The 15,020-nt window shown below is 63.1% G+C and carries 10 protein-coding genes; all 10 read left to right on the top strand.

All coding sequences use genetic code 11. The annotated features are described in order from the left end of the window. Position 1 precedes the first annotated feature (1 nt). The 10 genes from J5289_RS22255 to J5289_RS22210 all read left to right on the top strand — a co-directional run bounded on the left by J5289_RS22255 (position 2) and on the right by J5289_RS22210 (position 15,015). Positions 2–2,713, top strand: coding sequence for a sensor histidine kinase KdpD (locus J5289_RS22255; protein WP_209207244.1), 2,712 nt, complete (start codon positions 2–4; stop codon positions 2,711–2,713). Then, a complete protein-coding gene (locus J5289_RS22250) occupies positions 2,710–3,402 on the top strand; it encodes a response regulator transcription factor (protein ID WP_209187952.1) in 693 nt (230 codons plus the stop codon). Before J5289_RS22255 ends, J5289_RS22250 begins: the two co-directional genes overlap by 4 nt. A gap of 210 nt (positions 3,403–3,612) precedes the next feature. Further along, a complete protein-coding gene (locus tag J5289_RS22245) occupies positions 3,613–5,370 on the top strand; it encodes an alpha/beta fold hydrolase (protein WP_209207245.1) in 1,758 nt (585 codons plus the stop codon). A 69-nt stretch (positions 5,371–5,439) separates the two neighbouring features. Further along, entirely contained in the window at positions 5,440–6,594 is a 1,155-nt protein-coding gene (locus tag J5289_RS22240; RefSeq protein WP_209207246.1) for a glycosyltransferase, read from the top strand. Positions 6,595–6,598: 4 nt separating this feature from the next. Further along, positions 6,599–8,791: an exopolysaccharide transport family protein gene (locus J5289_RS22235; RefSeq protein ID WP_209207247.1), complete on the top strand. Its 2,193-nt coding sequence runs from the start codon at positions 6,599–6,601 to the stop codon at positions 8,789–8,791. Beyond that, positions 8,791–9,924, top strand: coding sequence for a glycosyltransferase family 4 protein (locus J5289_RS22230; RefSeq protein WP_209207248.1), 1,134 nt, complete (start codon positions 8,791–8,793; stop codon positions 9,922–9,924). The genes J5289_RS22235 and J5289_RS22230 overlap by 1 nt, the downstream gene beginning before the upstream one ends. Further along, the gene (locus tag J5289_RS22225; RefSeq protein ID WP_247749336.1) at positions 9,921–11,327 is read left to right on the top strand and encodes an O-antigen ligase; all 1,407 of its coding nucleotides are present in this window, start codon (positions 9,921–9,923) and stop codon (positions 11,325–11,327) included. The genes J5289_RS22230 and J5289_RS22225 overlap by 4 nt, the downstream gene beginning before the upstream one ends. After that, on the top strand, positions 11,324–12,871 hold the full coding sequence (locus tag J5289_RS22220; RefSeq protein ID WP_209207249.1) for a lipid II flippase MurJ: 1,548 nt from the start codon (positions 11,324–11,326) through the stop codon (positions 12,869–12,871). Before J5289_RS22225 ends, J5289_RS22220 begins: the two co-directional genes overlap by 4 nt. Then, complete coding sequence (locus J5289_RS22215) at positions 12,864–13,877, top strand: polysaccharide deacetylase family protein (protein WP_209207250.1); 1,014 nt, start codon at positions 12,864–12,866, stop codon at positions 13,875–13,877. The genes J5289_RS22220 and J5289_RS22215 overlap by 8 nt, the downstream gene beginning before the upstream one ends. Next, positions 13,870–15,015 carry a glycosyltransferase gene (locus tag J5289_RS22210; protein ID WP_209207251.1) on the top strand — a complete coding sequence of 382 codons (1,146 nt, stop codon included), beginning with the start codon at positions 13,870–13,872 and terminating at the stop codon, positions 15,013–15,015. The genes J5289_RS22215 and J5289_RS22210 overlap by 8 nt, the downstream gene beginning before the upstream one ends. Positions 15,016–15,020 lie beyond the last annotated feature (5 nt).

Below are 15,020 nucleotides of genomic sequence, written 5' to 3'. Positions count from 1 at the left end.
GATGTCTGCAGGCGACCGCGATCAATTGCTGAGACCTTCACCCGACGCCCTGTTGGAGAAGGCCCGGGCGGAAACACGCGGTCGCCTGAAGATCTTTCTGGGTGCTGCTCCGGGGGTCGGCAAGACCTACGAGATGCTTGTCTCCGGGCGAGCCAAGATCGCCGACGGTTTCGACGTCGTCATCGGCGTCGTCGAGACCCATGGGCGCACGGAAACGCAGGCCCTGCTTTCCGGCTTCGAGATTGTCCCGCGCGTCAAGCTGCCCTACAAGGGGCAGCTGCTCGAGGAGATGGATCTCGACGCTATCCTCGCCCGGCGACCGGACTGGGTGCTGGTCGACGAGCTGGCCCACACCAACGCCGAGGGCAGCCGCCACCCGAAACGCTACCTCGATGTCAAGGAGCTGCTTGACCGCGGGATCAACGTCTACACGACCCTGAACATCCAGCACGTCGAAAGCCTCAACGACGTCGTATCGCAGATCACCCGCATCCGCGTTCGCGAGACCGTTCCGGACTCAATCATCGACATGGCCGACGACGTCGAGATCATCGACTTGACGCCGGACGATCTTATCAAGCGCCTGCACGACGGCAAGGTCTATGTCGCCAAGACGGCGGAGCGGGCGCTGACGAACTATTTTACGCCGGGCAACCTCACGGCCCTGCGTGAACTGGCCTTGCGCCGCACTGCCCAGCGCGTCGACGACCAGCTTTTGACGCACATGCAGGCCAATGCGATTGCCGGGCCCTGGGCTGCCGGCGAGCGCATTCTCGTCTCCGTCGATGAAGATCCGCGCTCGGCATCGCTGGTGCGCTACGGGGCGCGGATGGCATCGCGCCTGCGGGCGCGGTGGGCGGCGGTCTATGTGGAGACAAACCGTTCGATCAATCTCTCGGAGACGGAGCGCGACACGATCGCGGCCACCCTGAGGCTTGCCGAACAGCTGGGCGGCGAGGCGATCACCATTCCGGGGCGGGACGTCGCCGAGGAACTGCTGCAGCACGCTGCCAGCCAGAACGTCACCCATATCGTCACCAGCGCACCGCGCAAGCGGCGCTGGCGGGACACCTTCATGGGGTCGGCATCGGACGCGCTGATCCGGCGCGCCGGCGATATTAGCGTCCACGTCATTTCCGGCAACGACAAGGATGCGCCGGTGGCAGGGCGGGGTGTCGCCAGCGCCACAGCCGTTCCGTCGTTCGACTTGAAAGCCTATCTCCTTGCCACCGGTTATGTCGTCATCGCGCTGATGGTCGGCGCACTCCTCGACCAGTTCCTCGATGTCCGCAACCTGGCACTCGTCTTCCTGATGGCGGTGCTGACCTCGGCTGTCATGCACGGGCTGCGGCCGGCGCTCTATTCGTCGGTGCTCGGTTCTCTGGCCTTCAACTTCTTCTTCCTGCCGCCACGCTACACCTTCACGATCAGCGATCCCGAAAGCGTGCTGGCGCTGTTCTTCTTCTTTGGCGTGGCGATCATCGCCAGCAACCTGACCGCAACGGTGCAACGGCAAGCCGCTGCGGCCCGCCATCGAGCCCGGACCACCGAAGACCTGTATCTGTTTTCGAAGAAGCTCGCCGGCACCGGCACGCTGGACGACGTGCTGTGGGCAACGGCCTTCCAGCTGGCCTCCATGCTCAAGGTTCGCGTCGTGCTGCTGTTGCCGGAAGACGGCACGATTGCCGTCAAGGCGGGCTATCCGCCGGACGACACGCTGGACGACGCCGACATCGCGGCTGCGCGCTGGGCCTGGGATCATAACCACGCCGCCGGTCGCGGCGCCGATACGCTGCCAGGCGCCAAGCGCCTCTATGTTCCGCTGCGCACCGGCCGCTCGGCCGTCGGCGTGATCGGCCTCGACAGCGATCGGCGCGACGGCCCGCTGCTGACGCCGGAGCAGCAGCGCCTGCTGGACGCGCTGGCGGATCAGGCCGCACTCGCCATCGAGCGCATTCAGCTCGTCGGCGACGTCGACCGCGCCAGGCTTGCGGTCGAGGCGGATCGGTTGCGATCGGCATTGCTGACCTCCATTTCCCATGATCTGAAGACGCCGCTGGCGGCCATCCTCGGTGCTGCCGGGACGTTGCGCGACTATCTGGATTCGATGACTGCCGAGGACCGCGCCGACCTGCTGTCGACCATCGTTGACGAGTCCGAACGGCTGAACCGCTTCATTGCCAACCTTCTCGACATGACGCGCATCGGGTCGGGCGCGATGGAGCCGAACAGTGCGCTGTACTTCATCGAGGATATCGCCGGCAGCGCGCTTCGGCGAAGCGCCAAAATCCTCGCCCATCACCAGACGCAGCTGCAGATCGCCGCAGACCTGCCGATGGTGCGCGTCGATCCGGTGCTTCTCGAGCAGGTGTTCTTCAACCTCCTCGACAACGCCGCAAAATATGCCCCGGAGGGGTCGACCATCAGTATCCGCAGCTGGGCCAATCCCTACAACGTCTTCGTCGAGGTGGCCGACGAGGGACCGGGCATTCCGGGCGATGACCTCGAACGCGTGTTCGATACGTTCTACCGCGTCCGCAAGGGAGACCAGGTGCGCGCCGGGACAGGCCTCGGATTGTCGATCTGCCGCGGCTTTGTCGAGGCGATGGGTGGCACCGTCACGGCAGCAAACCGTATCGACCGGGCAGGCGCCGCCTTCACCATCCGCCTGCCGCGCGCAATCGACGCTCACCCAATGGAAGATCTCAGATGACAGGCGCAGCGATCAAGATCCTCATCGTCGACGACGAACCACCGATCCGTCGGCTCTTGCGCGTCGGGCTGACGGCGCAGGGCTACGATGTCATCGAGGCTGCCGATGCCCTCTCGGCGGCCCGGCTTGTCAAGAACGAGCCGCCTGACCTCATCATCCTCGATCTCGGACTGCCGGACAAACCCGGTCACGAATTGCTGCAGCAATGGCGCGACGAGGGGGTCATCATCCCTGTCGTCATACTCTCCAGCCGGACGGACGAGGGCGGCATCGTCCAAGCGCTGGAAATCGGCGCTGACGACTATGTGACCAAGCCCTTCGGCGTCAACGAACTTGCCGCCCGCATACGCGTCGCTTTGAGACACCGGTTGCAGCAACAGGGCGAGAAGGCCATTTTCCAGACCGGAGGACTATCCGTCGATCTCGTCAAGCGGATCGTGCGGGTGGATGGCGTCGAGGTCAAGCTGTCGCCAAAGGAGTACGACATCCTCCGCGTCATGGCGCAATATGCCGGCAAGGTGCTGACGCACCAGTTCGTCCTGAAACAGGTCTGGGGACCTGCCGCCGATGTGCAGTATCTGCGCGTCTATGTCCGCCAACTCAGGCAGAAGATCGAGGCATCGCCCGACCAGCCGGTTTATATCACCACGGAAACGGGCGTGGGCTACCGGCTGCGGGCGCCAGACTGAAGCATTAGCTTCAGGCCGAAGGAACGTATCGGCGCTCACGCGATGAGGGCAGGCCTCGGCGGCTATGTCTGAACTAGATCGCGTCTGCATACGAAATATTTATATTGCTCGACGCTAATGTCCTTCACTGGCGCACCATGCAGATTTTGAACGACTGCCTGGTGGGCCGATCCGTGAAGACATCGTGGGGAAAATACCTTGGATCGCGCGTTGGGAGTACCAGTCACATTCCAGGGATGCGCCGGGTTCATCCATGATGGCAGCGGCAGCACCGGAGTAGTCATGCTTCCCGCCTGGGGGTTCGAGGAACTGACGATCCGGCGCGGCTGGGCCGGGTTTGCGGAGAGACTGGCGAAAGCCGGTTATTGCTGTCTGCGCTTCGATTGGCCCGGCGCCGGCGACAGTATCGGAGATACTAAAGCCGGTATCTCCTTGGCCGACTGGCTGGATGCCGTCAAGGCAGCGGCGAACGTCCTGACCGAACGTTATTCGTTGGAAAGGGTCGTCCTCGTCGGCCATGGCGTCGGGGGGCTGCTGGCACCCCACTGCGCCGATCTCGTGTCTGCCGCCGCCGTCGTTCAGATGGCGCCTCAAAGCGAAGGCAGGACTGGGCTGCGCGAACAGGAAATCCTCGGTCGTCTGATCGGCTCTTTCCTCGGCCTGCCCAATGCCCCCTCGAAGGATACGATAGAGATCGCCGGCCACTCCATCTCCATGGCCCTGGCCAAGGAGATCGCTGCGCTACGGCTCGATGAGAGCACCCATCTCCGTTCGGCAATTCCGCTTCTATCCGTGTTGAGGCCGGGCATTCCAGGCGCGGCAGACTGGCCGAAGCGGCTTGCCACTGCAGGATTTACAGTCACGGCTGCGACATATACGGGGTCGGAAGGCTTTCTCGCCTATAACCAGGCGTCGGTTTCGCCGCTCGAATGTTTCGAAAATGTTTGCGCGTGGCTGGTGCAGACGGTGCCGCCGGGCACACGGGAGGTCCCCGGGCAACGGCCATTGGCGGAGGCTCTGCGAGGGGACGGATACAGCGAGAGGCCGGTGCTCTTCGGGCACGGGGGACGCCTGTTCGCCATCCTGTGCCTGCCGGATACATCGCCGCCGCGAGCAACCGTCATAATGATCAATTCAGGCGACAACTACCACATCGGCTGGGCGCGCATGCATGTCGAGTTCGCGCGGAAGCTGGCGCGGCAAGGCATTGCCAGTTTCCGGATCGACACCGGCGGTATCGGCGACGCTGAGGATATCGATGGGCACGCCTACTACGTCGATGGGCAAACCCGCGACGTGATCGAGGCCGTCACGACGGTCGAGGCGCTCGGTCTCGGTCCCGTCCTCGTATCGGGCAGATGCAGTGGAGGATATGCGGCGATCCAGACGGCGGTGGCAGATCCGCGCATCCGAGGACTGGTCGCCGTCAACACCGTACGGCTCGGACTTTCGCCATCAGAGACGTTCGAGCAGATCATGAGCGGCGGAACATCTTCCGTCGCAAACTATCGCCGGCGTGCATTTTCGACGCAGATCGCAAGGGATGTTCTCAGCGGCCGCAAGTCGCTACTGGCAGTCAGTGCAAAAGGCCTGCGTATCGCCAGGAGACAGCTCTCGGCGCGCCTCCCGCCTTTCGCAGGCGCTCTTTCGAGTGCCGGGAGGCTGACGGCTTCCATCCGCCAACAGGCACAGCAACTACAAGACCGCGGGGTTGCGGTGTTTTTGCTTTATGCCGAGAACGATGGCGGCCTGGACGAGCTGGCTCGCCATTTCGGCAAGCGCCATGCCTCCGAATATGACCATGCGACGATCCGTATCGCAGCCGGTGCGGAGCACAACATGACCGCCCGGTACGCTCGCGACGAAATCCTCAAGGAGCTGCTGGCATGTGTCGAGGCGATTGAGCGCCTCGGCAAGGCAGCTCTCGTGCTGCCGCCGGCTGATATGGCTAACAAAGGCTTAACCTAAGGATGTACGGACTAACATAATTTTAAGCTGTCGGATTGTATGAGGAAAGTGGATCAAAGGATTTTCCCGATGCGCGTGGCGATTGTACATGATTGGCTTTACACGATCGGCGGTGCCGAGCGGGTATTGCAGGAGATGCTGCGATGCTTCCCACAGGCCGATGTCTTTTGCCTCTTCGATTTCCTGACGCAGGAAGACCGTGACCGCATCGGTCTCAAGCAGACCAGAACAAGCTTCCTGCAAAAAATGCCCTTCATGCAGCGGGCGCACCGGGCCTTCCTGCCGCTGATGCCGCTTGCCATCGAGCAGCTCGATCTGTCGTCCTACGACCTCATCATTTCCAGCAGCTATGCGGTGGCCAAGGGCGTGCTGGCCGGGCCGGACCAGCTGCATGTTGCCTACGTGCATTCGCCGATCCGCTACGCCTGGGATCTGCAGCATGCCTATCTCGCCCGCAATCGAAATCCCGTGACGCGGCTTTTGGCGCGGCCGCTCCTGCACAAGCTGCGCATCTGGGATACCCGCACCGCCAACGGACCGGATCTGCTGCTGGCAAATTCGCACTTCGTCGCGCGGCGCATCCGCAAGGTCTATGGTCGCGAGGCGAAGGTGCTCTATCCGCCGGCCAATCTTTCGACGCGCCAGCAAGAGGCGGCGAAGGGCGACCACTTTCTCGCCGCCAGCCGGCTTGTGCCTTACAAGAACATCGAGGCGATTGTCCGTGCGTTCGGCGAGTTGCCCGACCAGCGGCTGATCGTGGCCGGCGACGGCCCCGAGGCGGCGCATCTTCAGAAAATCGCTGGAGCCAACGTCACGTTTTCCGGCTTTGTCAGCGACACCGCGCTGCGTGACCTGATGGCCACTGCGCGTGCCTTCATCTTTGCCGCAGAAGAGGATTTCGGCATCATTTCGGTCGAAGCCCAGTCTGAGGGAACGCCGGTGATTGCTCTTGGGCGCGGCGGCTCCTGCGAGACCGTCGTCGACGGCCGGACCGGCCTGTTCTTCGATCGGCCCGAGCCATCCGCCATCGCTGCCAGCGTCCGCTTGTTTCTTGGCCGCGAGGGTGAATTTTCGCCGGAAAACTGCAAGGCGCAGGCCGCGCGTTTCTCCGCCGAGCAATTCCGCTCGGGTCTGCGCGCACATGTTAACGAAACCATTTCAGCGTATAAGTCGTCTGTAGTCGGATACGTTCCCCGCGATAGATTTACGATGGAAGACGGATGACGCAATGATCGACAGGCGTGACATGGCGGAGGATCGGTCGATCGACGCACCGGCTAGCGTTGAGCGCAGCGGTATCGTCGCGACGATATGGCGCCACCGCCTGCTGGCGCTCGCCATCCTTGCGACAGTGGTGCTGCTCTCCGTCGTCGCGACCATCGTCATTCCGCCGCGTTACCTTGCAACCGGCTCGGTCATCGTTGCCGAAGACGATCCGGCCACGCGCACGTCGGATGTCTGGGCCCAGAAACAGGGCGACCCGGCCGATCTGGAAAGCCAGATCATGATCGTGCGCTCCTCGCGGCTGCTGAAGATCGCGTTGGCGCAACCCGGCGTCTATGACGAGGTGATCGCCGAATGCCGCAATGCCGGCGCCCGCTGCGCAACTCTTCCGGCCGATTCCCAGCTGCTGGCCGACACGGTAGCGCAACATTACGCCGTCGCCGCCGTCGGCCGGTCCCGTGTTCTGTCCATCTCGTACAATTCCGCACTTCCGGCCACCGCGATGACGTTGGCGAATGCTCTGGTCACGGCCTATCTGGACGACCAGCGCAGCTCTCAGTCCAACAGCCGTGAAGTTGCCGCAAAGTATCTGTGGCAGGAGATCGCCAATCTCGACACCGAAATTCGCGACAGCCTTGCCAAGATCGAGGCCTTTCGGCAGCAGAACGGACTGGTGCAGGGATCGACTGCAGCGATCAGCTCCGAAGGCCTGACCAGCGTCAGCCAGCAGCTTGCCGCCGCCGAACAGGCCAAGGCGCAGGCACAGGCCCGCCTCGATGCCATCAAGGACACGCGCAACGGGCAGGATGCCTCGACCATGGCGCTGGAAAACCGCACGGTTGCCGATCTCAGGCAGCAGATGGCGACGATCGGCAACCAGCTGGCTGCCAGCAACACAGTGCTCGGACCGCGACACCCGCAGCGTCGCATGCTCGAAGCCTCGATGGAGCTGCTGCAGAAGCAACTGACCGCCGAGATCGACCGCATATCGGCCAATGCCCGCAAGGATTACGAAACAGCCTCCAGCCTGGCGACAGCGCTCAAGGCACAAACCGCCAAGGCCAAGGACAACGCTGCCGATGCACGCTCGCATGAGGCTTCCATCGAAGGTATGGTTCGGGATGTGGAGGCCAAGCGGCAGCTTTATACGCAGCTCTATCAGCGCGCCAGCGAACTGGAGTCGGAGCGCAGGTCGCTAAACGGCGGTGCCCGCCTCGTCAGCCTCGCCGAAATGCCGACCACACCCTATTTCCCGAAAAAGATGCCCATGGTGGCTGCGGGACTGGCCCTTGGGCTGTTCTTCGCTGGCGCAGGCTGCGTGTTCTGGGACCGCTTCCGTGCAGATCTGCAACCACGGGGAAAAATCGTTCGTCCGTTTGCCAGGACGCGGAAGGAGCCGGCGCCAGATCCCGCTGCCGTGGCTGCAGCACCCGATGCGGTCGTTGTCGCTGAGAAGCTTCCGGTCATCGCCGCACTGCCGGCGTCGGGTCTGGCAGAAAAGCCCGACGAGACGCTTTTGACCATGGCGTGGTGGAGTATGCTGTCCGCCGGGTTCCGACAGAGCGTGCGGCAGATGGCGGCCGACCTCGTCGAAACCTCGGGCGGACGGCCGCTGGTGTTCCTGCCCGTCGGCAATGACTCGCGCAATGCGCCGTTTGCCTGTCTGCTGGCGGGACAGGCGTTGGTGAAGGGCGGGCTCAGGGTCCTGATGATCGAATGCGCGCCCTCGTCTCTGGAGTTTGCAGCTGCGTTCGAACTCCCCGCAGATCACCCGACCCTTGGCGACGTGCTGGCTGGAAAGGTCGAACCTGCGGCCTCTGTCTCCCGGACGCAAACGCCCGGTCTCGATGTCATCCCCGGCAGGCCAGCCGATCTCGACCTTTTTGCCACCGCCAAGCGGCAGGGGCTGACGGCGATGATGGACTGGGCCGGCCACTATGACTTTGTGCTGCTTAGCGGCCCGGCGTTGTTCGATTCCCGCTCTAACCATGTCCTTGCCATGCTCGCAGCCCAGCTGCAAATCCGTGCCGTCGTTTGCGCAGACAGCGGTGGCGAGACCGACAAGGAGCTGGATGAGGCGAGCGCAGTGATGGCGGAACTCGGTCTGCTCAGCGTCGGGGCGCTGCTCTTGCCGCCAATTGGCCCGGACAGACACTCGGCGGATATTCCAGCCCGGCTGCAGAGAAGGAGCGCCTGATGGGCGCACCGCGCGTTCTTTTCGTGAACCAGGCAGGGGTGATGTCGGGCGCAGAATACGTACTTGCCAGCCTGACTGTCGGCTGGAAGGATGCTTCCGCATTTCTGCTCGAGGGTGGGCCGCTCGAAGATGTCCTTCGCCGGCAAGGCATCGATGTCTCGGTCGCTTCCGGCGCGAAACTCGGCACGATCAAGCGCGACCAGTCCCTGTTTGCAGCCTTGCCGCTCGTGGCGCGGCTTTTGAGACTGGTCCGCGCGATCGCCGCTGCCGCTCGCCAAAACGACGTGGTCTACGCCAATTCGCAAAAGGCGTTCCTGCTGTCTGCTCTCGCCTCGTTTTTGCTCCGGCGTCCGCTTATCTGGCATCTCCACGACATCATGGACGGTCGCCATTTCGGGTCAATGCAGCGCCGGATGCAGGTCATGCTGGCGACTATGCGGGCAGCCTGCGTCATCGTGCCGTCGCAAGCTGCCGCAGACGCGTTTGTCGCTGCCGGAGGCCGTGCCGGCTCTGTACACATCGTCCCAAACGGGATCGCGCTCGACCAGCCGCCGACGCTCGACCGCGCCGCGCTCGGGCTTCCGCAGGGCCCACTCATTGGCGTCTTCAGCCGGCTGGCGCCTTGGAAAGGCCAGCATGTGGTGCTTGAGGCCCTGGAAGCTCTTCCCGGTGTTCAGTGTATTATCGTCGGCAGTGCGCTGTTTGGCGAGGATGAATACCGCAGTCGCTTGATCGATATGGTTGGCAGAGCCGGACTGGCGGATCGCGTCCACTTTCTCGGCCAGCGTGCCGATGTGCCCTGCCTGATGCAGGCGGTGGATGTCGTTGTTCATCCGTCCGTCGATCCGGAACCATTCGGGCTGACGCTCGTCGAGGCAATGCGCGCGGGGACTCCGGTCATTGCCACCGACACCGGCGCCTCCGCTGAAATTCTGGATGGCGGCAAGGCGGGAACGCTCGTTGCTGCAGGCGACGCCAGAGCGCTCGCAGCCGCCCTGTTACGCTTCCTTGAAAACCGTAAGCCCTTTGGCGAAAAGGCGACGGTCGGAAAGCAGCGCGTCAACGCCGTCTACGACATCGTCACCATGCGGCATACCGTGTCCCGCATCGTGGCAAAGGTTGCGGCGGCATGACGGCCATGAGGATGGATGTGTCCGGCGGGCTGCATGGAAAAAACTGGGGCAGAATTCCTGGCTGGCTCACCGCGCTGGCGTTGATCGGCCTATTCGCGGTCATCGGCAATTTTACCGGCGGGCTTGGCAGGCCGCTGTTCGTTGCCGGTTGCATCGGCGTGGCAATCCTTGCCTGGCGCAACGGCATTGCCTCGCATTTCCAGGCAAGCCTCGTGCTGTTTGCCTTTGCGCCGTTCGTCAGGCGGGTCATCGACAACGGCGCCGGCTACGATGAACTCGGCTTGGTGCTGATCGGACCACTGATGGCGCTTCTCGTGCCCGTCGTCGAACTGCGCCATATCGTCAACCGCAAGGAAAGCTTCGACAGCCGTCTCGGTCCTCTCGTGCTTGTCTGTGGCTGCATCGTCTATGCCGGCGTGCTGTCCCTCCTGCAGGGCAAGATGAACGATGCGGCGAGCGGCCTGCTGAAATGGATGACACCGGTGCTTTACGCAGCCGTGCTGACAATCCGCGCAGACCGCGACGAGATCCTGGATGCCGCCGTGCGCGCCTTTTTCGTCATCCTGCCGATCACCGGCCTCTACGGCATTCTCCAATATGTCGATCCCCAGCCGTGGGACCGCTACTGGATGCAGTTCGCGCCCATCTTGTCCATCGGCGATCCCGTGCCCTATGGCGTCCGGGTATTCTCGACGATGAACAGCCCGGCGAGTTTTGCAAGTTTTACGGCGGCAGGCCTCCTGCTCGTTGCCTTCCTGCGCACAGGGTGGATTTCGTTGTTCGTCGCCGCGCCGTCGATCCTCGCCTTGTTGTTGACGCTCTACCGCACCGCTTGGCTGTCGCTGATCCTGGCCCTGATCTTCTGCCTGGCCTTTACCAGCACGCGCCTGAAGGCGCAGGCGATCGCCATCTTCCTGGTTCTGGCCGGCGCCATTGCCGTGACCATTCCGCCCTTTTCGGATGTCATCGGAGAGCGCCTGGCAACACTCGGTCAAGGCAGCCAGGACGGCTCGTTCCAGGAGCGCCTGATGCAATACTATACCCTGTGGATGCAGCCGGACAGTTCGGTGATCGGCAACGGCTTTACCGTCACCGATGTCGGCTCGGCCGGCCAGATGCCGATCGACGGCATGATCATTGCCTGCTGGATAACGATGGGGATCGTCGTCGGCATTCTGTGCCTCTGCAGCTTCGGCTGGGCGATATCGAACGCCGTCGTGCGGTCCCTCGTGCAGCGCTCGCGCCAGGCGGTCATGATCGGGGCAATGGCGATGGGCAGCCTGCTGCAGATCCCTTTGGCCAATATCACGGCGGCCGAGGCGGGGTTCCTGTTCTGGAGCTTCGTCGTCCTGATGCCGCTCGATCCGCGCCCCGGCGAAACGCGCAGTGGCCCAGCTTCATGACGAAAACAGAACAGGAAAACGAGCCAGCACCGGCGGCAGAGCCTTCGATCAAGAAGGTCGCAGCGAGGCTCTCGAGCGGTGCCTTGTTCAGCAAGACCCTCGGCTTCGTACGCGAAGTCTTCATGGCGCATGTGGTCGGTGTCGCAGCACTCGCCGACAGCTTCCGAAGCTCGATGACGATCATTCTGCTGCCGCTCGCCTTCCTGCAGAACGAGAGCGTTCCCGCAATCCTCATTCCACGCATGCAGGAGGCGGGGCGCAATGGCGAAGCCGCCCGCCGCCTGGCAGCGATGACCGTCGCTCTCTCCGCCATCGGTGCACTGCTGATGGTGCTCACCATCGTTATCGCCGATTTCCTGGTGGATACGATGATGGCAGGCGTTTCGGCTGCAGATCAGCAGGAGACGATCTATTTCGTGCGGATCATGGCGTTCTCGATGCCGGCCTCCGTGGCGATCAATTGCCTGGCAGCGGGCGAAATCGCCTTTGGCAAGACACGCGTGACCAATGCGCGTGCCGCCATGCTCAACATCGGCGTGATGCTCGGCCTCTGCATGCTGGTGCTTACCGGCAAGGGCCAGATGCTTGCCATCGCCTTCACCTTGTCGTTCAACGGCCTTGCGATCTGGGCGATCTGGGCTTTGTGGCGCGAGGGGAACCTTGCCCTTCGCGAGCTCAGCGTCGCTGACATCCGGACCGAGACAAACATCTTCCTCGGCCGCCTCGTGCCGTTCCTGCCGCTGCCGGCCGCCGAACAGACGAGCATCTGGCTCGAGCGGCTGCTTGCCTCAAGGCTGACGACTGGCGCCATCGCATCCATGGATTATGCGCGTACACTGACCGACAGCGCGCTGCTGCTCGTCAGCCAGCCCATAGGGCTCGCGGTCCTTTCCCACGGTGGAGACGGCAAGCTGAAGGAGCAGGCTGCGGCGATTACGCGTTTCGTCGCCATCGTGATGATGCCGGCCTCGGCATTCATCTTCATCTTTGCGCCCGATATCGTCCGCATGATCTTCCAGCGCGGCGCCTTCAATGCGCTTGGCGTCGAATTGACCAGCGAGGCGTTGCGCGGCATTTCCATCGGCCTCTGGGCATCGACGCTTGGATGGATCCTGCTGCGGCTGTTGAACCGGGCCAACCGCAGCACGCTTGCCGCCGGCATCCTCGTCGCCTCCTACCTTGCCAATATCGGCATCAATGCCACCTCGGCGGCGCTGCAGCACACGCATACCTACGGGACCTTCTTCCTGGGGCTCGGCGAGACTGTCCGCAGCCTCGTCATGTGCACTGCCGTCATCATCGCACTCGGCACGCCGATGTCGCTGTTCAAGCTGCTGGCACGGGGGCTCCTGCCGGTCGCGCTGATGGCCTTTGCGGGCAAGGAGATCATCGGCTTTTTCGACGGCGGACTTGCGCGACTTGCCTGCGGTATCGGGGTCTATCTCGTCTCGGTCGTGTTTGCTGCCGCCTTGCTCGCCCCGGAAATATTCGGGAAGCTCTACCGTTCGATAATGTCAAGGAAAGGAACGCCGCCTGATGCCTGACAGCGCTTTGTCGCCTCCATCGTTTTCCTCGTCCATGCTGGCTGCCATGGCGCGGTGGATCGATGCCATGCGCAGTGCGCGGGGCTGTTTCTTCACCTTTCACCGGGGCGCGCCCGCCGCGATGTGGCCAACCCTGCCAAACCGCAACTTCTATCTCGATCTCGATTTTCTCGATGCGTTGCTGAGCTATCTGGCAGCCAGCCGACGCAAGGTGGTGACGATCGAGGAAGGGTTGACGCTGGCGAGAGACCCTCTGACACGCAATAGCTTCGTCAATTTCTCCATCGACGATTGCTACCGCGACACCTACGAGACGGTTGTCCCGCTGTTTCGCCGGCACGGCGTGCCGATAACGCTGTTCGTGACGACCGGAATTCCGGACGGGACCCTCCCGATGTGGTGGATCGGTCTCGAGGAGACGATCCAGCAGAGGGATTACATCATCGTAGACGGCAGCCGTGTTGCGACGGAGACGGCACAGTGCAAAGTCTCGGTGTTCGAGGACTTGCAGAACAGCTGGAGTGGCCGCGAGGCCAACACCCGCTACGAGACGTTCTGCCATGAGAACGATGTCGACGTCGCGGCGGTGCATCGGCGGCATGCGATCACCTGGGACATGCTGTCGGAGCTGGCGAAGGATCCGCTGGTGGAAATCGGCTCGCACACTCTGTCCCATCCCCGGGTTTCCGGACTTTCGCCAGAGGATGCACGGCGCGAACTGGCGGAAAGCCGCACGCGCCTGCGCGAAAAGCTCGGCGTTCCCGTTGCCCATTTCGCATTCCCCTATGGGCGCGTGAACGACTGCGGTCCGCGCGATTTCGAGATTGCCCGCATGTCAGGCTACGAGAGCGTCGCGACGACCACGAAGGGCGTGCTCAAGGCTGGCGACGTTCCATATGCCTATCCGCGCGTCACCCTGAATGGCGCTCACCGCAACCTGTTGATACCGGAGCTTCATATCGCCGGCGCGTCGGCAGCTGCCGCGAGGATGCTCGGTCGTGTCTGAGGAGAAACTGAGGGTCATCTCTATCGCCCATACCGGCGTTTCGCGCGCGGCCGGCCGCTTGCGTTATGCACCGTTCGAAGGTCGAAGCGATCTCGACGTCCACCTGGTCGTGCCGAGCCGCTGGAAGCAGTTCGGTCGCAGCCTGTCTGCCGATCCCGGTGGCGACCCCGGCGTGACCACGCATGTCCTGCCGATCCTGTTCCCTCATGCCGGGCCGTTCAGCTGGTACCTGCACGTCTATCGCGGCCTCGGTCGTCTCATCCGGGAAACGCAGCCTCACGTCATCCACCTCTGGGAGGAGCCCTGGAGTTTCATCGCGCTACAGGCCCGCATGCTGAAGGGCGATGCCGCGCTCGTACTTGAGGTTGACCAGAACATCCTCAAGCGGCTGCCGCCGCCCTTCGAGGCGATCCGCAAGGATGTGCTTGGCCACACCGCCCATCTCCTGTCCCGCAGCAGCGACGCCACCATGGTGGCCCAGGCAAGGGGCTATCGCGGGCCGGTGAGCACGATCGGCTACGGTGTCGACCAGCAGGTCTTCAGGCCGATGCCCGCAACAGGCGATGCCTCCGGATCGTCGCGGCTGGTCCTCGGCTATGTCGGCCGCCTGATCGAGGAAAAAGGCATTCACGATGTTCTTGATGCCATGGCCCTGACGAAAGCGCCGGTTTTACTGAAACTGATGGGCGAGGGGCCCTTCGAAGGCGAATTGCGCGCACGGGCAGAGCGGCTCGGTCTCAGCGACCGCCTGACTATCCGCCCATGGGACAATCCCGAAGGCGTTGCCGACTTCATCCGTTCGCTGGATGCACTTGTGCTCATGACGCATATGACCCCGGCGGTGAAGGAACAGTTCGGGCGAGTCATCATCGAGGCGCAGAGCTGCGGGGTTCCGGTGATCGGCGCGCGCTCGGGAGCCATTCCGGATGTTGTCGGCAAAGGCGGATGGATCGTGCCTGAGCGGGATCCCGGTGCGATTGCCGAGCTTTTGACGCATATCCATCAAAACCCGCAGGCCAGGTTCGACAAGGCGGTTGCGGGGCTCGAAAATGTGCGCAACTCCTTCACCTACGAGGCAATCGCCGACCAGCTCCATTCCGCCTGGAAAGCTGCAGCGGCAGCCCGCCGCCATCGCTGAAGCCT

It is taken from the genome of Rhizobium sp. B230/85 (assembly GCF_019355735.1).
Taxonomy (GTDB): Bacteria; Pseudomonadota; Alphaproteobacteria; order Rhizobiales; family Rhizobiaceae; genus Rhizobium; species Rhizobium rhododendri.
This window is presented reverse-complemented; position numbering and strand designations above follow the sequence as displayed.